Origin of the sequence: Ramlibacter sp. (assembly GCF_035627355.1) — a bacterium.
GTDB lineage: Bacteria > Pseudomonadota > Gammaproteobacteria > Burkholderiales > Burkholderiaceae_C > Ramlibacter.
The window spans coordinates 81,027-101,421 of the sequence record NZ_DASPLW010000066.1 but is presented as its reverse complement, the minus strand read 5'-3'; the positions used below and the strand labels follow the sequence as shown (position 1 = coordinate 101,421).

Genomic DNA, 20,395 nt, shown 5'->3' with positions numbered 1-20,395 from the left:
CACTCTCCAACACGATCCTGTTCCTGTGGGAGGATGGCTTCGACCGGGGCGTTTTTATGCTACCGGAGCTGCATTCATTCGCGACGACTTTCTGCAGTTGCTGGCGAACCTCTGCGAACTGGGGCGAGTTGATGAATGCCATCGGACCATTCGGCCAGAGGTATCTCACGCCCTTCATAGAGAACTTATCAGAGCCACTTCGATCTTCATACAGCCTTGCGCGCGTTCATGAGATCTGGGAGGTGGATGTGGACGAGTTCCCGTGGACCCAGTGCGTTGAGGAGTCGTACACCAGACTGGCTCCTGCATTTCAGGACGAGTACGACGCGGTACAGATCTGGACTGAGTACGGGCACCCTGTTAGCTACTTCAACATAGCAGACTACCTCGCGCTGTGTACGGATCTGGTGGGGAGCGGCCTCACTGTCCAGCCTCTTCACGGAGCCGTCCCAAAGCTGCATGACTACGGTCGCCCTTGAAGGGGACAAAAGGCAGTGGTAGCTCGCATTGTGGTGGCTGGACATCTGACTCCAGCGCGATTCCTCGGCGCGCGACAGACCGTAGCGGTTCGCTACCGCAAGGCGCCGGTCGCAGTGATCTGCGACGCAAAGTAGGCAGCGGCTGCTGCGCCACTTGTCCGCCGCTAGCAGATTACAGGAAGGCCGGTGTGACTTCCTCGTACAAGTCTGGGATCCCGCGCTTCGACACACGAAATTGATTTCGAGCCTTCAAGGCCCCACCGCTTTTCTGAGTCAAATGCGTGGTGAGGATCGATGAGCCCGGGTCGTAGATTGCTGTATGGGAGAACAGAGCATGCAGGAAAAATGCGAAGTCCGTGCCCTCGCAGATCCAAACCACATGCGCGTTCTTCCTCTTTCCGGAGGCTGGATCGAGCACTTGTGACTTCGTCACAAAATTGAATCCCGAGGAACCGCGCTTGTATGGCACGTACGCGGCTTGGAAGTGCTTCGTTGACCAGTGGGTTAGGAGGCTTGCGAACGACCAGGAAGCGGCTGTCGCACCAGCCTTGTCAATCAGTTTTATCGACCCTTTCGCGTTGATGATCTTCTTCGCGACTGGGTCGTACCCCACGAGCTTGAGCGTTGTTCCCAAGCTTGCGTGGGTTGTCCCGACTTTGTGCTGACCGACGAACCGCGTCTTGTTGTTGGCGCCGGCTTTGCCGTAGAGCCGTAGAAACGCCCGGCAGCCATTCTTCTTGTAGTAACCACCATCTGGCTCAGGTTCTATCACCGTGATCTTCGAGCCGCTGAACGCCTTGATCTCCCATCCCTTGTAATCAGGTTCTGCTCGCGCATTCGCGGGGATGCCCAGGTAAGCTTCTAACGTGTAGCCAGCCGCGTTGTCGTCGGTGAACTTGATTGGTGCCGTCGTGCTTCCCATCTTCCTTGCAGGGGGGAGCTCTACGCCCTTAAGCCGCGCCAGCTTTTTCAGAAGCTCATTCTTGATGGCGGCCGCCGACTGCTTGGCATTTATTTCATGAAGAACGCCCCACCGGTTTATGGAGGCCACGTCCAATTCCAGCTGAAGCTCACGCGCGAGCAAAGTACCAGCGGCAGCTAGGTGCGCGATGATCCTCCCCCCTGGCGTTACTCCGAGAACCAGAACCCGACCATCTGGCACGCCTTTCCCGTTCCGGTCCTCCTTAGCCACAGGACGCAGCTTCTCGGCAAGACTTTTCGGGCACCCGCGCAAGAACCCCGAGAGCCGGATCTCGGGGTAATCGGGGTACATGATCAATTGGGCGCTGGGTGCCGCGCAGAGCTGACCACCTTTCAACAGCCAACTGAAATCAAGCTTTGCCTTGAAGTGCTGCCGTTGGGAACGCTCCACCGACACCGACTTCAAGGGCAGCAGATTGATCACACCCCAGTTTCCTCGCCACAGGTATATCTGCTGTTTCGAGTTGTCGTTCTGAGCGAGCTTCTTGCAAAAGAGCCGTTGGACCTCGACCTCGGACATCGCCTGCCGCAATGACGCAAGGTCGTTGATGGGATACGGTGCTGTACCCGAACTGACGCGCGAGGCGCTCTTGGCCGTGGTCATCTTCCCCTCCTCTTTTGTGGCGATCGTAGCTCATGGCACTGCCGGCTCAAGGCGGTGATCAACCCCGACGCTGGCCAACTGCAAGTACGAGCTGGACTGTCAGAGCTTCGAATCTTCTACACACTGCCTGAGAAACGCGTCAACTTGAGCTTCGGTGAGTACTTCGAAGAGCACTCCACCTCCCCGCAGGTTGAGTGTCTTCATAAACTTCCGGAATCCTTCCTCGCTGTCGGTGACTCTCGGTTCGTCCTGAATCAGGCGCACGATTCCCGCGCACACCTTAGTGCGGCTTGCAGTCAGCCGGCGCTCGACGATGTTCGAGCGGATATCCGCCGTCTTGAGGATGGCTGGCAGACCATCAAGCTGATCATCGCTCGAAACCTTCCTGGCGATGTATGCATTCCACCAGAGTCTCGAAATCGCATTGTCATCGCGACGCTTGGTCAGCGTGTCGGCAAAGAAGTGAGTCTCGATCACTGAAACTGTCTTATCGGACTCACTGCCGCGCGCCAACCAGCGGTCGCGACAGTACTGCAGGCACTCGCAATGTGTCAATCGCACCCAGATCCCCTCCTCGTAGGCCAGGGATGGCGAAAGCCGACCAGGAGAGCGCCACACCAAGCGCGAGTTTCTGACCTCCGCTTCAGACGAGCCCGCTGGATCAAGATCCCTCAAGGGGGCGAGGTCGACATCTAGATCGAGTTCCGATGTCCCATTCGCCAGCCGCTCGAACGTCTTCGAAACCGCTGCTCTGGTACCGAGAAAGATTGGCTTCAATCTCGGCGCGAAGGGAATCAATCGTGCTTTGTGAAAGATATCTGAGCTTCATTTCGTCTACTCACCGAGAAGTTCTTTGACCGCGAGAACTTCACTGAATGGCTGCTGCAGCAGCTTCTGCGCGTCTCTCCAGAGTTCAGCGTCAGCAGGGTTGATTCCGAGGTAGTCACACTTGGCAGTGAATACGCGATGCCAGCGCCTGCCCTCATATTCACCGGCGCCACTCCTCAACGTGTCTAGCACTTCCATGGCCGCCGGGAGGTAGACGCTGTTCAGGACGACGGGCTTGCCGACTTTCAGGCCGCGAAGCTGGTTCACAGTTCCGTACAGATCCGAGGCGCTGAGGATTCTGATGCGGTCGCCATCCATCTGGATGGAGAACGTGCCCGCCGGCAGGTCTTCGGACTCTACCAACGAGAAGATCGTGTCCACTTGAGCTAGCTTCTCGCGCCCGACATTGATCACGATTTCATCGTCCAGGCCGAGTACGGATCCGGCCGCGATGCGGCAAGTGCCGCCTCCGTACTCGGAGTGACATTCGGCGAGGGAAAAGGCCTCGATGTCGCGAGTCGCCCAGATCATGGGACGCATGGCGACCCGGCCGATGAGTGCGCCTTGCGGAAAGACGTATGCTCCGCCTTCGATGCCGAGCTGGATCAGCTCGGAAAAGTAGCTCTCGGCACAGCTGACGAACATGCCCACTCCCGCGGCCCCAGCGGCTACCAGCCCGCGAAGATAGGTCTGCGTCAGCGAGACACCGTACTGGAGGGAAAGTTCAGAGGACTCGGGCAGTTCCGTGACCTCTACAGACAAGGAAAAGTCTGCGCCTTCATAGTCGCCCGTCTCGCGCCAGAGCACCGGATGCGGAAACCGGGTTTGCTCATCAATTTTCACGGGCACCCTCCTCCGCCCCGCCAGCGCGGTAGGTCACAGCCAAGTCGATCGGGCCGCGGTACTCGCCTACCATGTCGACGTCAAGCTGAACGCGGACGCCCTCACTGACGCTGGTGCGCAAGCGACCCGCAACAATGCTCCCCTGATCAGCGCTTGCGAGCGGTAGAAGCTCCGCGCTGTTGAGGCCCACGGCAAAAAGCGCCACCTCCACTTCGCCGGCCGCGACCGGCGTGAAGAAGATCCGGCGACGGGAGGCCCCCCCCGATCAGCATGTTCCTGACATCCCGCACCTGCAACGCCCCTCCTCCGCGCTCCTTCGCATCGGCCCGGGGCCGGCTGCTCCGCCCGCCAAGGGCTTCATCCTTACCCCCCTCAGCTTGGGGACCTGCGCCTGGTGATTCGCCACCGACTCCAGCCGAACCAGCATGCTGACCTGCTCCACTGCCAGGGAGCGGCTTTCTGCGCGCTGGTGTGACTTGATAGCGCAGCTTCTGCGGGTCAGCCTGGGACGACTCTGACCGGCTCTCCGCCCCGGATCTCTCCCCTTCGAAGTACCGGCGCATTTCGTCAGCAGCGACCTCCTTGTCGAAGTCCGCCAAGGTATGAAACTTCACAGCTTCGCGGATCCGCTTGGCCAGCATCTTCATCACTCCCTTCGCACGTTCGCGGGATCGCACATCTGGAAGTCGCTCCGAGGACAGCTCGCGGTGTTTTGGATCCTCAAGCTTCTTGATGAACGCGCTCCCCTTTGCTTCCGCTGGCATGACCAGCGCGACAAAGTCCTTGTACATGGGGAAACGCACAAACTTGTCGCCAAAGTGTTCGAGGCTGTCGGCAATCACCATTCCGTTGCGGGCGATGAATATCTTCTTGGGCAAGCCTTCACGCACCAGAACCCTCACCCGCACCCGTCCAAGCTCCGGAAGCTCGAGCGACTCCTCCTTCGCGTCCGCGGAGGTCAAGCACTCATGAAGATCGCGCGCGAGCAGAAAGTCCTGCGACATCTCCGCCTTCTCCGCTGTCTGCAGCATGCCCAAATCGCTGAAAAGTCCTGCAATGCTTGAGCGGGTCAGGACAATCTGTCCACCATCGATGCTGAACTCCATCTCGCCCGCGGCGATCGCAGGGAAGAAGTTCTGCATCAGAGAGCAAGCGAAAGTCCGCTGCCAGTCGGCAGTTTCCCTGAAAGCAAGAATGTAGAGGGACGTTCCCGGCTCACCTCTGCGCAGCCAAGCAGGCACTGCGGCTCGATCCGCCACAGGCTCGAAGTTCGGCAGCCCCCAATACCCGGCCTGCCTGCGAGGCTTTCCGTCACTGCCGGTATGCAATATGAGAATGGTCTTGCCTTGGGCGAGGAAGGCAATCTCCCCCTCCGCGGGTTACACGGATTGACGTGGACGTCTGCGCGAACTGCTCGAAACTCGGCATCATCTCGCCGATGTGCCGCAGCTGAGCAGGCCCGACTGAGCTGTGGGATGCTGCCCTGGGGATCGTGGCCGGCTGCTGTCAGCAGCCAAGTGCTTGCCTGGGGCATCTGTACCCAAGCGCTCGCGCACTCTGGTATTGAGGCGAGGGAGAGCGTCCGGGCAATGCGCGGAGTTCGTGGCGGGCTACAATACCGCCCGACCTAGAGGTACCCACGCAAGATGAAATCTGGGCGAGCGTCAAGAAGGGCGGATCGGAGCGGCGGCTGAGCGCCTTGCCGGGTGCCCCAAGAAGCGCAGTCGCAGGTTCGCGCGTCCTTCTGCCATACTGAGCCATGAGCCCGCCTTCAGGCGCAAATGCAGGCAGCACACTGCGGGCGCTGCCCAGAACCACATGAGTCAGAACACCTATGTCACCGCAAGCGTGCTCGGGCGCGTGCGCGTGCGCGCCGGCTGGGATGCGCCACTGCAGGAGATCTACTGCAGTGTCGAGCCGCTGGACGTGCAGGCTGATTTTGACGGGCAGACGCCGCGCTGCTTCCTGGAGTTCGCCTACGCCGACATCCCGTCCATGATCGCCTCGCTGGCCGAAGGCGGCATCATGCTGCCCGCGGACATGCGCCAGGCGATTGAATCCGATGTCCGGGCCGGGGCGGGCAATGTGATCCGCGATTTCGGGGCCGACTGGCCGTCGTCGCAGCTGCACTGACCCGCCCGCAAGGCAGAACGCTCCGGCCGGCAGTCACCTTGACGGCACACAGACACTGCCGCAGCAGAAGCAGGCACACGGCCGCTGCCCACTGCCGCCAGTGATCACAACGGCAGCTCGGTACCGGCACAACGGAACCCGCAGCCGCGGGGTTCTACTCGCGCGGTGTGCGCCGGTGGTCCGAGTTCCTCAGTACGCGCTCCAAGCATTTCTGTAGCGGCAATTCGATTAGTGAACTGACTAAGGCCAGAGCTGCCAGCCTCACGCAACGGCGTCCTCCCACGTGACCGTCGGCTTTGAGGCACTGCATCAGAATCGAATCGCGACCGAAGCCGTATCCAAACCAAGTCCCAACGAGCAACACCAGAGAATCGACCGCAGCTGGACACTGCGCTCTACACGATCTCGCGATGGTCGAACGCAAGCCGGCGGGCTGGGACGCCCCCAGCTGCGGGGAACCATCTGAGCTCCTCGATGCGCTTGCCGGCGACCAAGGGGATGTCGGCCGGCGTAAGCGACCGGCAGACGATGCTCAGCGCCCGGCCGCGGGCAGCTCGTTCAGGCCGCCCACGGCTCGCATCTGGTGCAGGTACGGCACGCAACAACCGAGCCGCTCTTGCGCCACCTTCCGTGCCGCGGCTCGATCGAAGCAACTCCTACGCGGCCTGTTGAAGCGCAGCTTCTAGATGGTTGGCCCAGAACTCCATCATCTTTCGACGCTGGGGGAGTTGCCGACTATGGTCGTACGCTCCTCTCACCTTGCCACGAACGTGCGCCAGTTGAAGCTCGATGTGATCAGACGCAAACTGCCGCTCGTATAGAGCAGTGGATGCAAGGCCGCGGAAGCCGTGGCCCGTCATCTTGCCCTTGTACCCAAGTCGCCCCAGCGCTTTCAGAATCGTGTTGTTGCTCATTGGCTTCCTTCGGTCACGTTCACCGGGAAACAGCAACTCTGATCCTCTAGAGATCACCTGAAGCGTCCGAAGTACTTGAATAGCCTGAGGCGCCAGGGGCACGATGTGCATCCGCTTCATCTTCATGCGCTCCGCCGGGATCCGCCATTCGGCAGCGTCAAAGTCGATCTCTTCCCACTTCGCCTCAATGAGTTCAGATGTGCGCACAAACGTCAGCGCAAGAAGCTTCATGGCGAGCCGCGTGAGCTGCGAGCCTTCGTACGCCTCGATCTTGCGCAGCAGCTGTGGCAGCTCACTCTCGTCGATCCGGGCGTGATTCCCTCCGGCGCGTTGGGGCAGAACGTCGGAGGGCTTGAACTCGGAGGCGGGGTTGCGGCTGCACAGCCCTCGCGTGATCGCGTACCGGAACACCTGACTGCAGGTATTCCGCACTCGACGCGCGACATCGGTGGCTCCGCGCCCCTGGACACGCTCCATCATCGCGACGACGTGCTTGGGTTCGATCTGGTCCACTGGCTTGTGCCCAAGCACGGGAAATACGTTTCGCTCTAGCCGGCTCATGACGTCCTCGGCATACCTCGCATGTCGCCCTGTGGACCACCTCGAGTGCCAGGCACGAGCGACGGCTTCGAACGATGACTCCTGCGCGATCAGCAGAGCAAGCTTCGCCTCCCGCTTCTCGTCCGCGGGATCAATGCCGGCCTGCACCTTGTCGCGAGCTTGGTCCCGGGCGGCGCGCGCCTGCTCAAGACTGACTTCCGGGTACGAGCCAAGGAGCAGCACTTTCTCACGACCCCGGATGTAGTAGCGCCACCGCCAGGAGCGCTGCCCGCTCGGTGTGACGAGAACGAAGAGCGAGTTGCCGTCGAACACCTTGTACGGGCGATCTCGGGTGATCAGGTCGGCCAGTTGCTGGTCGGTGAGACGGCAGTCCGGCTGCCGGGGTCGGCGTTGAGTAGTGGTGGTTGCGGTCGTTTCAGACATCTTTCGGGTCCTTCTGATGAAGAAAAGTACCCCGATAGCCGCTGTCTCGATACCCCGATTCGTACCCCGATAAGGCGCTGGACGTCGGTGGACGGTCCTGGACCTCAGAAGACATAAAGCCCTGATTTCTCAGGGCTTTATGCTGCTTGGGGGACTTCGATGGACCCCTATGGACAGGGTCCTGGCGGAGCAGGAGGGATTCGAACCCTCGATACGGAAAAACCGTATACCGGATTTCGAGTCCGGCGCATTCGACCACTCTGCCACCGCTCCTGTATTCGGTTCGCGTGGTGCGAAGCCGCGCATTCTACCGCAGCAGCGGGGCTCTTCCGCAGGTCTCCCGGCTCTTCTGGATCAGCCCGCCGAGCGGCTCAGGCCGCCTCGAACCAGGGCCGCGAGCGGTCGTGCATGGCGCGCACGGGGACGACCTGGCCCGGCTCGACCTGCCGCGGCTCGTCGAAGAGGTAGACGGCCTGCTGCCAGCTGGCGACAGCCCGGCTGCGCGAGGGGTGGTTCTCGAAGAGCACGCCGCGGCCGAAATCGATGCGGATCCACTGGATGACGCCCCAGCACAGGCCGCCGTCCACCACCGGCAGCTCCAGCCGCTTCTTCTCGGGCGGGAAGGTGTCGTGCTGCTGGAAGTCGAAGCGGAAGGCCTCGACCGCTTCGCTCAGCAGCACGCGCGGCAGGTCCTCGCGGTGCAGCGGGCGCTTGCGCGGCTGGATGGCGTTGAAGGGCCGCAGGTCGAAGCCGAAGGAGTCCTGCACCCGCAGCTCCCGGCCGAGCTCCTCGCCGCCCACCAGGGCGACCATGATGCTGGCGGCCGCGGGCAGGATCTCGCCGCCCGGCTTGAGCAGGCGCGCCTTGGCGTCCTCGAGGGCGGGCAGCACGTGCTCGCCGAGCAGTTCGCTGGAGAAGATCTCGTGCACCAGGATGTCGGCGCGGCCGCCCAGGTCACGCTGCGCATCGACGCCGAACGAAGGCTTGTGCAGGACCTTCACCCGGTCCTGGTAGCCGTTGCGGGCCACGATCTTCATCGCCGCGTCGGCCACCAGGCCCTCGGCTTCGCAGGTGACGACCTTCCTGGCGCCGAGCCGCGCCGCCATCATGGCCACCAGGCCGGAGCCGGTGCCGATCTCGAAGACGGTCTTGTCCGCGCTGACGGCGCCGCGCAGCCCCTCTTCGTAGGCGCGGTTGCGCTCGGCCTCGTTCATCATCGGCACGTGCCAGAGCGGGACCATCTGGCTGACCAGCCACTCGGCGCCCAGCCGCGCGGCCAGGCTGTCGGGCTGGGCCTTGAGCACGTCCCGGCATACCTGGATGGCCAAGGCGCCCTCGCCCGCGTGCAACAGGCAGAGCGTGGCCTTCTTCAGGGCCTGCTCGTCGGCCGGGCGCAGCGCCAGCACGACGCGGTAGTCCTCCGCCGCTTCACGCAGGCCGCCCAGCTGCTCCCAGGCGTCGCCGCGCTGCTGGCGCAGGTCGGCGTCGTTGGGCGCGAGCTGGATCGCCCGGTTGAAGGTGGCGATGGCCTGTTCGTGCCGGCCTAGCGCCTGTTCGCAGCGGCCGCGCACCGACCAGGCAGGCACGAAGGCCGCGTCGATCTGCAGCGCGCGCTCGGCCAGCTCGATGCCCTCCTCCGCAGCGCCCAGATGGAGCTTGCATTCCGCCAGGCTGGCCCAGCCATCCGCATGGCCGGGGAAGCGGTCGGCGTAGGCGCGGAAATGGTCGGCGGCGGCCGCGAAGTTGCCCAGTTCCCGCTCGCACATGCCCAGGTTGAACAGCACGTCCGCATCGGCGGGCGCGTGGCGATGCACCTGGCCGAGCAGCTCCCGCGCCCGCGCGAAGTTGCGCACCATCAGCTGCATGGTGGCGCACAGCCGGGCGCTGTCGATGTCGCCAGGGTTGTCCCGGCACAGCGCCTCGCATTCGGCGATGGCTTCGGCGTGCTGGCCGGCGCGGAACTTCGCCTTGAGGGCGGCGTGGGCAGGATTCATGGAGGCAGCGGTCGAAAAGGCGCGATTGTCGGCCACGCCGACGGAGCGAGCGGCGGCCGTTCAGCGCACAGGCGCCAGCACCGCCTCGCCGCCCATGTAGGGTCGCAGCGCCTCGGGCACCGTCACCGATCCGTCGGCGTTCTGGTAGTTCTCGACGACGGCCACCAGCGTGCGGCCCACGGCCAGTCCCGAGCCATTGAGCGTGTGCACCAGCTCGTTCTTGCCCTGCGCGGTCTTGAAGCGGGCCTGCAGGCGGCGCGCCTGGAAGGCCTCGCAGTTGGAGACGGAACTGATCTCGCGATAGGTGTCCTGCGCCGGCAGCCAGACTTCCAGGTCGTAGGTCTTGGCGGCGCCGAAGCCCATGTCGCCGGTGCACAGCAGCATCACGCGGTACGGCAGGCCGAGCTTCTGCAGCACGGCCTCGGCGTGGCCGGTCATCTGCTCCAGCGCCTCGTAGCTCTTGTCCGGGTGGGTGACCTGCACCATCTCGACCTTGTCGAACTGGTGCTGGCGGATCATGCCGCGTGTGTCGCGGCCGGCGCTGCCCGCCTCGCTGCGGAAGCAGGGCGTGTGCGCGGTCAGCTTGATCGGCAGCTGCGACTCGGCCAGCACCTCGTCGCGCACGAAGTTGGTCAGCGACACCTCGCTGGTCGGGATCAGGTACAGCGCCTGCTGCTCCTCCGAGGCCAGTCCCTCCTGCCCGCCCTTGCTGACGGCGAACAGGTCGGCCTCGAACTTGGGCAGCTGGCCGGTGCCGCGCAGCGTGGCCTCGTTGACGATGTAGGGCGTGTAGCACTCGGTGTAGCCGTGCTCGCGCGTCTGCACGTCCAGCATGAACTGGGCGATGGCGCGATGCAGCCGGGCGATCGGGCCCTTCATCACCGAGAAGCGCGCGCCGCTCAGCTTGATGGCCGTTTCGAAGTCCAGGCCGAGCCGCTCGCCCACGTCGACGTGGTCCTTGGGCTCGAAGTCGAATTTGCGCGGGGTGCCCCAGGTACGCACCTGCACGTTGGCGCCCTCGTCGTCACCGACCGGCACGCTCTCGTGCGGCAGGTTGGGGATGCCCTGCAGCATGGCCAGCAGCTCGGGCTGGATCTCGTCCAGGCGTTGGGCGGAACGCTCGAGCTCGGTCTTGATGCCGGCGACCTCGGCCATCACGGCGTCGGCCGATTCACCCTTGGCCTTGAGCTGGCCGATCTGCTTCGACAGCTGGTTGCGCCGGGCCTGCAGCTCTTCGGTGCGGCTCTGGATGGTCTTTCGCTCGGCTTCCAGGGCCTTGAAGGCGTCCACGTCCAGGTAAGGCTGCGGCTTCTTGCGCGCCTCGAGCCGGGCGACCACGGCATCCAGGTCTTTGCGTAGCAGGGTGATGTCGAGCATCGCGGGATTTTATGCGGGGGGCTCCAGGGGCCGGGGGCTCGCTCGGGTGGGAGAGCCACACGGCTGGAGTTGCCGCCGGGACTGGATCCCCCGCCTTCGCGGGGGATGACGAAGAAACGCGCGGGGGATGACGAAGAAATAGAGCAGGCGGTGACGAGAGACTATTTCGCCGCCGCCGTTTCCGGGTCCGGGATCTCGCCGCTTTGCCGCTGCAGCGACCACATCTGCGCATAGCGGCCGCCGCGCGCCAGCAGCTCGCGGTGGGTGCCGCGCTCGACGATGCGGCCGGCCTCCATCACCAGGATCTCGTGCGCGTCGATCACCGTGGACAGGCGGTGCGCGATCAGCAGCGTCGTCTTGTTTCGCGCCGCGCTCTTGAGCTCGGCCTGGATGGCGCGCTCGTTGGCCGAGTCCAGGGCGGAGGTGGCCTCGTCGAAGATCAGGATCGGCGGGTCCTTCAGCAGCGTGCGGGCAATGGCCACCCGCTGCTTCTCGCCGCCGGAGAGCTTCAGGCCGCGCTCGCCCACCATGGTCTGGTAGCCGCGCGGCGTACTCTCGATGAAGTCGTGGATGCGGGCGGCGCGGGCCGCGGCTTCCACTTCGGCGCGGCTGGCGCCCGGGCGGCCGTACGCGATGTTGTATTCGACCGTGTCGTTGAAGAGCACCGTGTCCTGCGGGACGATGCCGATTTCCCGGCGCACGCTGGCCTGGGTGACCGCGCGGATGTCCTGCCCCGCGATGGTGATGCGGCCCTGCTGCACGTCGTAGAAGCGGTAGAGCAGGCGGGCCAGCGTCGACTTGCCCGAGCCGGAGGGGCCGACCACGGCCACCGTCTTGCCGGCCGGGATTTCGAAGCTGACGTCGTGCAGGATGACGCGGGAAGGCTCGTAGGCGAAGCCGACGTGCTCGAAGCGGACGGTCCAGTCGATCTCGGGGCCGGCCGCGGCGGCTGCCTCGCGCAGGGCCGGCGCGCCGGGCGCGTCCGCCACCTCGCGCTCGCGGTCCATCAGCGTGAACATCTTGTCGAGGTCGGTCAGGCTCTGCTTGATCTCGCGGTACAGCACGCCCAGGAAGTTGAGCGGGATGTAGAGCTGGATCATGAAGGCGTTGATCATCACCAGGTCGCCCAGCGTCATGCGGCCGGCGACCACGCCCTCGGTGGCCAGCCACAGCATGGCGATCAGCCCGGTGGCGATCACCAGCTGCTGGCCGGTGTTCAGCAGCGACAGCGTGCTCTGCGCCTTCAGCCGGGCGCGGCGCAGGCTCTCCAGGCTCTGGTCGTAGCGCCGCGCCTCGAAGCCTTCGTTGTTGAAGTACTTGACCGTCTCGTAGTTGAGCAGCGAGTCGACCGCCTTGGTGTGGGCCGCCGAGTCGAACTCGTTGGCCTCGCGCCGGAACTTGGTGCGCCACTCGGTCACCACCACCGTGTAGGCGATGTAGACCACCAGCGCCGCCAGCGTGATCCAGGCGAACCAGGCGTCGAAGCGCACCGCCAGGATGCCCAGCACCAGCGCCATCTCGAACAGCGTGGGCACGATGCTGTAGAGCGAGAACGAGATCAGCGACTCGATGCCGCGCACGCCGCGCTCGATGTCGCGCGTCATGCCGCCGGTCTGGCGTTCCAGGTGGAAGCGCAGCGACAGCGAATGCAGGTGCTGGAAGGTCTGCAGCGCGATGCTGCGCGCCGCGCCCTGCGTGGCCTTGGCGAACACCAGTTCGCGCAACTCGGTGAACAGCGTGGTCGACAAGCGCAGCGCGCCGTAACCGATCAGCAGGCCGGCCGGCACCACCAGCATGGCGGCGGCGTCGCCCGGCTTCAGGCTCAGCGAATCGATGAGGTGCTTGAGCACGATCGGCACGCTGACGTTGGCCAGCTTGGCGCCCACCATGAAGGCGAGCGCGATCGCCACCCGCCACTTGTATTCCCACAGGTAGGGCAGCAGGCGCTTGAGCGTGGCCCAGTCGGCCCCCTTGGCGGGCGGGGCGCCGGGAGCGGCTGCAGGCGGGAAGTGGCGGGAGGAGCTGGCGTCGCCGTAACGGCGCATCGGGGACAATCCGGACAGTTGCTTCTGGAGAGATTGTGCCCACCTCCCCGAATTCAAGCGCGTCGGCCGGCGCCTCCCCGGTCGGCCCGGCCACCCCGCCCAGCGACAAGGAGCTGGTGCTCAAGGTGATCCCGCTGCCGGCCGACACCAACGGCAACGGCGACATCTTCGGCGGCTGGGTGATGGCCCAGGTCGACCTGGCCGGCTCGGTGATCCCGGCCCGCTACGTCAACGGGCGCATGGCCACCGTGGCGGTCAAGGAGTTCATCTTCAAGCAGCCGGTGCGGGTGGGCGACATCCTGTCCTTCTACGCCTGCGTCACCCACATCGGGCGCACCTCGATCACGGTGCAGGTGGAGGTGTTCTCCGAGCGGCACCGGGCGCAGGGGCAGTTCGTCAAGGTGACCGAGGCGACGGTGACCTACGTCGCGATCGACGACAACGGCCGGCCGCGGCCGATCGAAAAGCGCGCATGAGCGACCCGCACGAGCCGCCCGACCCCCTGCTCTCCCCTGCGCTGGAGCACAAGACGCTGCTCTGGCTGGTGGTGGGCTTCACCCTCGCCTTCCTGTGGGTGCTGTGGCCGCTGGCCGGCGCCGTGCTGTGGGCGATCTTCCTCGCCATCGTGTTCTTCCCGATGCACCAGTACGTGCGGCGCCGGGTGGTCCGGCGGCGCTCCAACCTGGCGGCCTTCCTGACCATGCTGTCCATCGTGCTGATGGTGATCCTGCCGCTGTCGCTGGTCAGCGCGTCGGTGGTGGAGCAGGCGTCGATGCTGTACCAGAGCATCAAGACCGGGCAGGTGCAGCCGGCCCAGTGGCTGCAGCGCATGATGGACGCCCTGCCGGCCTGGGCCCAGTCCATCCTGGCGCGCTTCGGCCTGTTCGACCTGCCGGCCGTGCTGCAGCGCGCCGGCGAACTGCTGTCGCGCAGCAGCCAGGCCATCACCAGCAGCCTGGTGGGCATAGGCCAGGTCACGCTGGACTTCGTGGTGTCCTTCTTCATCATGCTGTACGTGCTGTTCTTCCTGCTGCGCGACGGCAGCTCGCTCACGGCCAGCATCGAACGGGCGGTGCCGCTGCGGCCCGAGCAGACCCACAAGCTGCTGTCGCAGTTCGTCACCGTGGTGCGCGCCACCGTCAAGGGCAACGTGGTGGTGGCCGTGATCCAGGGCACGCTGGGCGCGCTGGCCTTCTGGGTGCTGGACATCCCCGGCCCGGCACTGTGGGGCGCGCTGATGGCGCTGCTGTCGCTGCTGCCGGCGGTCGGCGCAGCTCTCGTGTGGGGACCGGTGGCGCTGTACCAACTGTTCACCGGCCAGCTGCTGCAGGGCCTGGGACTGGTCGCCTGGGGGGTGCTGGTGATCGGGCTGGTCGACAACGTGCTGCGGCCGGTGCTGGTCGGGCGCGACACGCGCATGCCCGACTACCTGGTGCTGGTGGCCACGGTGGGCGGCATCAGCCTGTTCGGGCTGAACGGCTTCGTGATCGGGCCGGTGATCGCGGCCCTGTTCCTGGTGTGCTGGAAGCTGCTGACCGACGTGCGCGAGGAGACGCCGGCCTCAGCGCTGGCCGCCACCGACACCGGCGCCGCCACCCCGAAGGACGGCCAGCCCCCGCCGTAGCGCCTGCAGCGGCAGCTGCCCGGGCGCCGAGGCTTGCTGCCCGACGGCAAAGGTCAGCGCCGATCCGAATTCGCCGCCGCACAGGCGGCTGGCGGCACCCAGTGCGCCCATTGCCATTCCGGCCACCGGGATGCGCAGTTCCTCGCTGGCCTGCAGCGTGGCCTGCAGCAGCACCAGCACGTCGCTGCGCCGCTGCGGCATGACGGCGACCTTGGCGATGTCGGCGCCCAGCGCCTGCGCCTGGCGGAAGCGCTCCAGCAGCTGCGCCGCCGGCGGCGTCTTGTCGAAATCGTGGAAGGACAGCAGCAGCGCGATGCCCGCCGCGCGAGCGGATTCGCGCACCTCGGCCAGTTGGGCAGGTTCGGACGCCATCTCCCAGTCGACGATGTCGGCGGCGCCCTGCGCGCACACGGCGCGGTACAGCTCCACCACGCCGGGCTCGTCCAGCGCGAGCGGCTGGCCACCCTCGCGCTGCGAGCGACGGGTGAACAGCAGCGGCACGCCGGCGGCCTGCCGGATGCGAGCGGCGGTGTCGAGCACGCGGGCGGTGTCGGCCACCGCCCCGAAGAAGTCGACCCGCCACTCCAGCAGGTCGGGCGGCTCGGCGGCCACAGCGGCCACTTCGGCCAGCAGCGCGTCCGCGTCGCGCCCCACCAGCGGCACGCACACGGCCGGCAACGCGCCGCCGGCCAGCGGCTGTCCGTGCAGCGTGATCGGCTCCATGGGATCAGGAGATGATGTAGGCGCCGGCGCCGGTGCTCAGCAGCTTGCCGTCCGGACCCAGGAACTCCATGCGCGTGGAGCCCACGCGCGAGCCCAGGCGCAGCACCTCGGCGCGCAGCTCGAAGTGGTCGCCGATGGCCGGGCGCAGGTAGTCGATGCGCAGGTCGATGGTGCCCAGCTTGGCGAAGCGCTGCAGGCGGGCCTCCGGCGACTCGTCCATGTGGCGGCCGCCGACGGCGGCCAGGCAGGCCAGGCCACCCATCGCATCCAGCCCCGCGGAGACCACGCCGCCGTGCAGGCGGTTGTAGGCCGGGTGGCCGATCAGTTCGCGGCGCATGTCGATGCGGCCGACCACGCGGTCGGGGCGGAGGCTGGTGATCTTCAGGCCCAGCACCTGGTTGAAGACGATGCGGTCCTCGAAGATGGCCTTCAGGCCGGCAATGAACTCCGGCTCGAATTCGCTCGGGGCCGGCGGCGGGTTCCTTGTCATCCCGCCATTGTCCCGCACACGCCGTGCTCGACCGTGGAAGGTGTCCGACGCGGCCCGCCGGCCGGCGGGGCCATACTGGCCGCATGGGCGGGGCGCCCGGCGGAAAGGACGGACGTGAAGAAAAAGACGTACAGCCAGATGCTGGAAGAGATCGAACTGCTCAAGAAGCAGGCCGAGGAGGTGCGCCGGCGCGAGATCGAGACGGTGATCGCGCGCATCAAGGACGCGATCGCCTTCTACGGCCTGACCGAGGAAGACCTGGGGTTCAGGAAGCCGGAGAAGCCGGCGCCGACGCCGCCGCCCGCTTCGGAACCCGTGACCAGGAAGAAGCGCAAGTCGCGCTACACCGAGCGGCCGCTGGCCGGGCCGAAGGTCTGATGCCTCAGTGCGGCGCGAGCCGCTGGGCCCGTTCCAGCAGCAGGGCCTTCTCCCGCGCATTGCCGGCCAGCGCGGCGGCGCGCTCGAAGGCGGCCCGCGCCTCGTCCTTGCGGCCCAGCCTGGCCAGCAGGTCGCCCTGAATGCTGGGCAGCCACTGGTAGTTGCGCAGGGCCTTGTCGTCCAGCAGGCGCTCCACGATCGCCAGCCCCTCGGCCGCACCGAAGGCCATCCCGACGGCCACGGCCCGATTGAGCTCGACGACCGGCGACGGCATCACCTGCGCGAGTTGCCCGTACAGGGCCGCGATCGCCGGCCAGTCGGTCGCCTCCGCGCTGGGCGCCTGCGCATGGCAGGCTGCGATCGCCGCCTGCAGCGCATAGGGGCCGCGTTGCGGCGACAGCGCGTCGGCGCGCGCCAGCGCCGCCAGCCCGCGGCGGATCAGCAGCCGGTCCCAGCGCGAGCGGTCCTGCTCGGCCAGCAGGATGGGCCGGCCCTCGGCGTCGGTGCGCGCGTGCAGGCGCGAGGCCTGAAGCTCCAACAGCGCGGCCAGCCCGTGCGTCTCCGCGGCGTCGGGCGCCAGTTCGGCCAGCATGCGGGCCAGCCGCAGGGCCTCCTCGGCCAGCGCGGGCCGCATCCAGTCGCCGCCGGCCGTCGCCGTGTAGCCCTCGTTGAACACCAGGTAGACCACCTCCAGCACCGAGGCCAGTCTTGCCTGCAGTTCCTCGCCGCGCGGTGCCTCGAACGGCACGCGGGCCTCGCGCAGCTTCTGCTTGGCGCGCACGATCCGCTGCGCGACGGTCGGCTCCGGCACCAGGAAGGCGCGCGCGATCTCGTGCGTGGTCAGGCCCCCGAGCAGCTTGAGCGTGAGCGCCACGCGGGCCTCGGTGGGCAGCACCGGATGGCAGGCGGTGAACATCAGCCGCAGCAGGTCGTCGCCGATCTCGTCCTGGCGAGCGGCGTCCAGTGCATCGGTGAAGTCCGGCACGATCAGGGCCTCCTGCGCCTCGAGGTCGCGCCCCAGTTCCTCGTGCTTGCGGGCCTGCATCTGCTGGTGCCGCAGGTGGTCCAGCGCCCGGTTCTTGGCCGTGGCCATGAGCCAGGCGCCGGGCTTGTCCGGCAGCCCGTCGCGCGGCCAGCGCTCCAGCGCGGCCACCAGCGCCTCCTGCGCCAGTTCCTCGGCGACGGCCACGTCGCGCACCATGCGCGCGACGGTGGCGACCACCTTGGCCGACTCGATGCGCCAGGCCGCGGCGATGGCGTCATGGGTGGACGAGTGCATGGACGGCGCGACGCCCCGGTGTCAGGCCATGGGCGGCGCGGCCGCCGCGTCCATCCAGAACACTTCCCACACGTGGCCGTCGAGGTCCTCGAAGCCGTGCTGGTACATGAAGCCGTGGTCCTGCGGCGCATTCGGCGCGGTGCCGCCGGCGGCCAGCGCCTTCTTCACCATGGCGTCGACCTCTTCGCGGCTGTCGCACGACAGGGCGATCAGCACCTCGGTGCCCTTGCGCGCATCGGCGATGGGCTTCTTCGTGAAGCCCTGGAAGAAAGGCTCGACCAGCAGCATGGCGTAGCTGGCGCCATCCTGGATCACCATGCAGGCGCCCTGCTCGTTGGTGAACTGCGGGTTGAACGAAAAGCCGAGCGCGGCGAAGAAGGCGCGTGAGCGCGCCATGTCGCGGATCGGCAGGTTGACGAAGGTCTGGCGGGGCATGCGAACTCCTCGGGCGATGGGGGTTGCGTTGGTGGTCGGGTCACGCCAGCGTGCCGATCTTGCGGAAGCGCTCGGCGCCGGGGATGCCCTTGCGCTCGAAGTCCTCCGGCCCGTACAGCGGGCGCACCTCGATCTCACCGGTGCGGCCTTCGCCCATGGGGTTGGGGTAGCGCCGCGCCCAGGCCAGCGCCTCGTCGCGGTTGCGCACCTGGATCAGCGTGTAGCCCGCGATCAGTTCCTTGCTCTCGGCGAAGGGCCCGTCGATCACCTGGATGCGGCCGTCCTCGTGGCGGATGCGGAAGCCCTCGCTCGAGGGCTGCAGGCCGTTGGCATCGAGCAGCACGCCGGCCCGCGCCAGCTCCTCGTGGAAGGCGGCCATCTCGGCCATCATCCGGTCGGTGCCGGGCGGGAATTCGCCGGCCTCGGTCATGTCGGTCGCGCGCACCATGATCATGAATTTCATGACGGTCTCCCGCGCCATCAGCCGGCATGGGCCAGCGGCTGCAGCATGCTGGAGCGGTTGCCTTCGGTGTCGAGGAAGGCGACGTAGGCGCCCACGCCGGGGATGTCCATCGGCTCGCCCAGCACCTGGCCGCCCGCAGCGCCCACCTGGCGCATGGATTCGCGGATGTCCTGCACGCCGATCACGATGCCGGGGAACTGGGCCGGCATGGAGGGGTCGGCGGTGAAGAAGCCGCCGTTGATGGCGCCGCGCGGCGCGTCGGGGCGGGCGTCGGTCTCGGCGGTGGTCACCAGCACGTAGTTCCCCATCTCGGGGCCGAGCAGCTGGCATTTCCAGCCGAAGGCGCGCTCGAAGAAGCGGGCGATGCGCTCGCGGTCCTTGCAGGGCAGTTCGAAGTGGACGACGGGGTTCACGATGCCTCCTTTCGGGCAGGGTCCGGGATGGGCCCTCACCTGCACGACGAACCGGCCGGCCCGGAATCGACAACGGGCCCGAAGTCCGATTCCAGTGGAACCGGGACCTGGCCCGCCTACGCGTAGCAGGGGCCGAGCTTGCGGACCTCCACGGTGGCCCAGCGGGCCGCCGGGCATTCGCGGGCGATGGCGAGCGCCTCCTCGCGCGACTCGCAGTCGAGCAGGAAGTAGCCGCCCACCATCTCCTTGGCTTCGGCGAAGGGCCCGTCCAGCAGGCGGGCCTGGCCGTCGCGCACCTGGATGCGGGCCGGTGTGCCGTCGCGCCAGCTGAGCGACTCGGCGCCCCGCAGCAGCCCGCGTTCCTGCAGTCCGGCCGCGAAGCGGGTCATCTGGTCGTAGACCTCGTGGCCCTCGGCTTCGGTGCGGGTGGCGCGCTGGCCGGGGGGTTCCATGATGAGCAGCATGTAGGCCATGCGTGCCATGCTATCGGCTTCGGACCCGGCGCGCACCGGACTTTCAGGCCAGGCCTCACGCCCGCTGCCGAGTCAGCAGCCGCCCCAGCAGGGCCAGCGCGGCGATGAGGTAGGCCAGCCCGGTGGGCACCCACATGATCAGTCCGCCGAGCTGCTGGTCCTCCAGGGCCGCCAGGCCCAGCGCGGCCGTGCTGGACGCGTAGGCGGCGTACCAGGGCGTGGGCGAGAGGCTCAGCAGCGCGCCGAGCAAGGCCGTGTGCACCATGGTCGTGAACAGCGAGAGCACCGTCCATCCGGCGCCGCGCGTGGCGCGCGGGTCGGTGCCCAGCACGGTCCACCAGAACAACAGCGCACTCGCCAGGAAGCTGCCGTGCTGCAGCACGTGCCAGCCTTCGTGCCGGATCGCCGCGTCGAACAGCACCGGCACGTGCCAGAGCCACAGGGCCAGCGCGTGCAGCGACCATGCCATCGCGGGTTCGGTCAACGAAGACCAGGTCGCCGCCAGCCAGCGCGCCGACACAGCCCGGGCTATGCGCCGGCGGCCCGAAGCATCGAAGGCCCAGGTCCAGGCCGCCAGCGGCCGCCCCAGCACCAGCAGCGGCGCCGCGACCACCATCAGCAGTTCGTGCTGCACCATGTGCACCGAGAACAGCAGGCCGCCCAGTGCATCGAGCGGCGAAACGAGTGCGACCAGCAGGGCCAGCCAGCCGCAGGCGAACGAGGCCACCGTGCGCGGCGCGATGCCGCGGCCCCAGCCCGCGTGGGCCCACAGGCGCCAGGCACCGCGCGCATAGAACAGCGCGGATGCGGCCATCAGCGCCAGCAACCACGGCTCGGTGTTCCATGGCCACGCGTGCGGCGCCGCTTCCGCGCCGGGTGCATGCGCGCTGGCCACGCCAGGCAAGAGGGCCAGGAGCAGCCAGCAGCGCGCCATC

21 protein-coding genes and 1 tRNA gene are annotated in these 20,395 nt (G+C 66.7%); 5 read left to right on the top strand and 17 right to left on the bottom strand.

Features of this window, described 5'->3' with window-relative positions; translation table 11 throughout:
• Positions 1 to 131: 131 nt before the first annotated feature.
• Entirely contained in the window at positions 132 to 479 is a 348-nt protein-coding gene (locus VEC03_RS15930; RefSeq protein ID WP_324917193.1) for a hypothetical protein, read from the top strand.
• Positions 480 to 651: 172 nt separating this feature from the next.
• Here VEC03_RS15930 and VEC03_RS15925 read toward each other — a convergent pair whose 3' ends face one another.
• From VEC03_RS15925 to VEC03_RS15910, 4 genes are all read right to left on the bottom strand, one after another.
• On the bottom strand, positions 652 to 2,064 hold the full coding sequence (locus VEC03_RS15925) for an MvaI/BcnI family restriction endonuclease (protein ID WP_324917190.1): 1,413 nt from the start codon (positions 2,062 to 2,064) through the stop codon (positions 652 to 654).
• A 99-nt stretch (positions 2,065 to 2,163) separates the two neighbouring features.
• Positions 2,164 to 2,862 carry a DUF6339 family protein gene (locus VEC03_RS15920; protein WP_324917187.1) on the bottom strand — a complete coding sequence of 233 codons (699 nt, stop codon included), beginning with the start codon at positions 2,860 to 2,862 and terminating at the stop codon, positions 2,164 to 2,166.
• A gap of 36 nt (positions 2,863 to 2,898) precedes the next feature.
• The gene (locus VEC03_RS15915) at positions 2,899 to 3,735 is read right to left on the bottom strand and encodes a hypothetical protein (protein ID WP_324917184.1); all 837 of its coding nucleotides are present in this window, start codon (positions 3,733 to 3,735) and stop codon (positions 2,899 to 2,901) included.
• Between the two features lie 146 nt (positions 3,736 to 3,881).
• A complete protein-coding gene (locus VEC03_RS15910; RefSeq protein ID WP_324917181.1) occupies positions 3,882 to 4,877 on the bottom strand; it encodes a hypothetical protein in 996 nt (331 codons plus the stop codon).
• A 676-nt stretch (positions 4,878 to 5,553) separates the two neighbouring features.
• Here VEC03_RS15910 and VEC03_RS15905 point away from each other — a divergent pair.
• Complete coding sequence (locus VEC03_RS15905; RefSeq protein WP_324917178.1) at positions 5,554 to 5,868, top strand: hypothetical protein; 315 nt, start codon at positions 5,554 to 5,556, stop codon at positions 5,866 to 5,868.
• Positions 5,869 to 6,524: 656 nt separating this feature from the next.
• On the opposite strand, the gene VEC03_RS15900 is transcribed toward VEC03_RS15905, so the two are convergent.
• The 5 genes from VEC03_RS15900 to VEC03_RS15880 form a co-directional block, all read right to left on the bottom strand.
• A complete protein-coding gene (locus VEC03_RS15900; protein WP_324917175.1) occupies positions 6,525 to 7,766 on the bottom strand; it encodes a tyrosine-type recombinase/integrase in 1,242 nt (413 codons plus the stop codon).
• A 182-nt stretch (positions 7,767 to 7,948) separates the two neighbouring features.
• Positions 7,949 to 8,039: transfer RNA gene (locus VEC03_RS15895), tRNA-Ser, on the bottom strand.
• 98 nt (positions 8,040 to 8,137) lie between these two features.
• A complete protein-coding gene (locus tag VEC03_RS15890; RefSeq protein WP_324917172.1) occupies positions 8,138 to 9,760 on the bottom strand; it encodes a tetratricopeptide repeat protein in 1,623 nt (540 codons plus the stop codon).
• 60 nt (positions 9,761 to 9,820) lie between these two features.
• Entirely contained in the window at positions 9,821 to 11,137 is a 1,317-nt protein-coding gene (gene serS, locus VEC03_RS15885; RefSeq protein WP_324917169.1) for a serine--tRNA ligase, read from the bottom strand.
• Between the two features lie 161 nt (positions 11,138 to 11,298).
• The gene (locus VEC03_RS15880) at positions 11,299 to 13,182 is read right to left on the bottom strand and encodes an ABC transporter ATP-binding protein/permease (protein WP_324917166.1); all 1,884 of its coding nucleotides are present in this window, start codon (positions 13,180 to 13,182) and stop codon (positions 11,299 to 11,301) included.
• Between the two features lie 113 nt (positions 13,183 to 13,295).
• On the opposite strand from VEC03_RS15880, the gene VEC03_RS15875 reads away from it, so the two are divergent.
• Positions 13,296 to 13,658 (top strand): acyl-CoA thioesterase, encoded by a 363-nt coding sequence (locus VEC03_RS15875; protein ID WP_324917702.1) that lies wholly within the window; start codon positions 13,296 to 13,298, stop codon positions 13,656 to 13,658.
• On the top strand, positions 13,655 to 14,806 hold the full coding sequence (locus VEC03_RS15870) for an AI-2E family transporter (protein ID WP_324917163.1): 1,152 nt from the start codon (positions 13,655 to 13,657) through the stop codon (positions 14,804 to 14,806). Before VEC03_RS15875 ends, VEC03_RS15870 begins: the two co-directional genes overlap by 4 nt.
• On the opposite strand, the gene aroD is transcribed toward VEC03_RS15870, so the two are convergent.
• On the bottom strand, positions 14,744 to 15,529 hold the full coding sequence (gene aroD, locus VEC03_RS15865) for a type I 3-dehydroquinate dehydratase (RefSeq protein ID WP_324917160.1): 786 nt from the start codon (positions 15,527 to 15,529) through the stop codon (positions 14,744 to 14,746). The two genes, VEC03_RS15870 and aroD, sit on opposite strands and share 63 nt — an antisense overlap.
• Before the next feature lie 4 nt (positions 15,530 to 15,533).
• Entirely contained in the window at positions 15,534 to 16,019 is a 486-nt protein-coding gene (locus tag VEC03_RS15860) for a thioesterase family protein (protein ID WP_324917157.1), read from the bottom strand.
• A gap of 114 nt (positions 16,020 to 16,133) precedes the next feature.
• Here VEC03_RS15860 and VEC03_RS15855 point away from each other — a divergent pair, with 114 nt between their 5' ends.
• Positions 16,134 to 16,397: an H-NS family nucleoid-associated regulatory protein gene (locus VEC03_RS15855; protein ID WP_324917153.1), complete on the top strand. Its 264-nt coding sequence runs from the start codon at positions 16,134 to 16,136 to the stop codon at positions 16,395 to 16,397.
• Between the two features lie 4 nt (positions 16,398 to 16,401).
• Here VEC03_RS15855 and VEC03_RS15850 read toward each other — a convergent pair whose 3' ends face one another.
• From VEC03_RS15850 to VEC03_RS15825, 6 genes are all read right to left on the bottom strand, one after another.
• On the bottom strand, positions 16,402 to 17,676 hold the full coding sequence (locus VEC03_RS15850) for an RNA polymerase sigma factor (RefSeq protein WP_324917150.1): 1,275 nt from the start codon (positions 17,674 to 17,676) through the stop codon (positions 16,402 to 16,404).
• A 21-nt stretch (positions 17,677 to 17,697) separates the two neighbouring features.
• Complete coding sequence (locus VEC03_RS15845) at positions 17,698 to 18,111, bottom strand: VOC family protein (RefSeq protein WP_324917147.1); 414 nt, start codon at positions 18,109 to 18,111, stop codon at positions 17,698 to 17,700.
• A 40-nt stretch (positions 18,112 to 18,151) separates the two neighbouring features.
• The gene (locus VEC03_RS15840; protein ID WP_324917144.1) at positions 18,152 to 18,574 is read right to left on the bottom strand and encodes a YciI family protein; all 423 of its coding nucleotides are present in this window, start codon (positions 18,572 to 18,574) and stop codon (positions 18,152 to 18,154) included.
• Positions 18,575 to 18,591: 17 nt separating this feature from the next.
• On the bottom strand, positions 18,592 to 18,987 hold the full coding sequence (locus tag VEC03_RS15835) for a VOC family protein (RefSeq protein ID WP_324917141.1): 396 nt from the start codon (positions 18,985 to 18,987) through the stop codon (positions 18,592 to 18,594).
• A 116-nt stretch (positions 18,988 to 19,103) separates the two neighbouring features.
• Positions 19,104 to 19,460, bottom strand: a complete 357-nt coding sequence (locus tag VEC03_RS15830; protein ID WP_324917699.1) for a YciI family protein — start codon at positions 19,458 to 19,460, stop codon at positions 19,104 to 19,106.
• Positions 19,461 to 19,515: 55 nt separating this feature from the next.
• Positions 19,516 to 20,394: a cytochrome c oxidase assembly protein gene (locus VEC03_RS15825; protein ID WP_324917138.1), complete on the bottom strand. Its 879-nt coding sequence runs from the start codon at positions 20,392 to 20,394 to the stop codon at positions 19,516 to 19,518.
• Position 20,395: the final 1 nt, after the last annotated feature.

What these genes read in the sequence shown, in the direction of transcription:
- VEC03_RS15930 (WP_324917193.1), top strand. Translation starts at nt 132, where the DNA reads ATGAATGCCATCGGACCATTCGGCCAGAGGTATCTCACGCCCTTCATA.
- VEC03_RS15925 (WP_324917190.1), bottom strand. Translation starts at nt 2,064, where the DNA reads ATGACCACGGCCAAGAGCGCCTCGCGCGTCAGTTCGGGTACAGCACCG.
- VEC03_RS15910 (WP_324917181.1), bottom strand. Translation starts at nt 4,877, where the DNA reads ATGCAGAACTTCTTCCCTGCGATCGCCGCGGGCGAGATGGAGTTCAGC.
- VEC03_RS15905 (WP_324917178.1), top strand. Translation starts at nt 5,554, where the DNA reads ATGAGTCAGAACACCTATGTCACCGCAAGCGTGCTCGGGCGCGTGCGC.
- VEC03_RS15900 (WP_324917175.1), bottom strand. Translation starts at nt 7,766, where the DNA reads ATGTCTGAAACGACCGCAACCACCACTACTCAACGCCGACCCCGGCAG.
- VEC03_RS15890 (WP_324917172.1), bottom strand. Translation starts at nt 9,760, where the DNA reads ATGAATCCTGCCCACGCCGCCCTCAAGGCGAAGTTCCGCGCCGGCCAG.
- serS (WP_324917169.1), bottom strand. Translation starts at nt 11,137, where the DNA reads ATGCTCGACATCACCCTGCTACGCAAAGACCTGGATGCCGTGGTCGCC.
- VEC03_RS15880 (WP_324917166.1), bottom strand. Translation starts at nt 13,182, where the DNA reads ATGCGCCGTTACGGCGACGCCAGCTCCTCCCGCCACTTCCCGCCTGCA.
- VEC03_RS15870 (WP_324917163.1), top strand. Translation starts at nt 13,655, where the DNA reads ATGAGCGACCCGCACGAGCCGCCCGACCCCCTGCTCTCCCCTGCGCTG.
- aroD (WP_324917160.1), bottom strand. Translation starts at nt 15,529, where the DNA reads ATGGAGCCGATCACGCTGCACGGACAGCCGCTGGCCGGCGGCGCGTTG.
- VEC03_RS15860 (WP_324917157.1), bottom strand. Translation starts at nt 16,019, where the DNA reads ATGACAAGGAACCCGCCGCCGGCCCCGAGCGAATTCGAGCCGGAGTTC.
- VEC03_RS15850 (WP_324917150.1), bottom strand. Translation starts at nt 17,676, where the DNA reads ATGCACTCGTCCACCCATGACGCCATCGCCGCGGCCTGGCGCATCGAG.
- VEC03_RS15845 (WP_324917147.1), bottom strand. Translation starts at nt 18,111, where the DNA reads ATGCCCCGCCAGACCTTCGTCAACCTGCCGATCCGCGACATGGCGCGC.
- VEC03_RS15840 (WP_324917144.1), bottom strand. Translation starts at nt 18,574, where the DNA reads ATGAAATTCATGATCATGGTGCGCGCGACCGACATGACCGAGGCCGGC.
- VEC03_RS15830 (WP_324917699.1), bottom strand. Translation starts at nt 19,460, where the DNA reads ATGGCCTACATGCTGCTCATCATGGAACCCCCCGGCCAGCGCGCCACC.
- VEC03_RS15825 (WP_324917138.1), bottom strand. Translation starts at nt 20,394, where the DNA reads ATGGCGCGCTGCTGGCTGCTCCTGGCCCTCTTGCCTGGCGTGGCCAGC.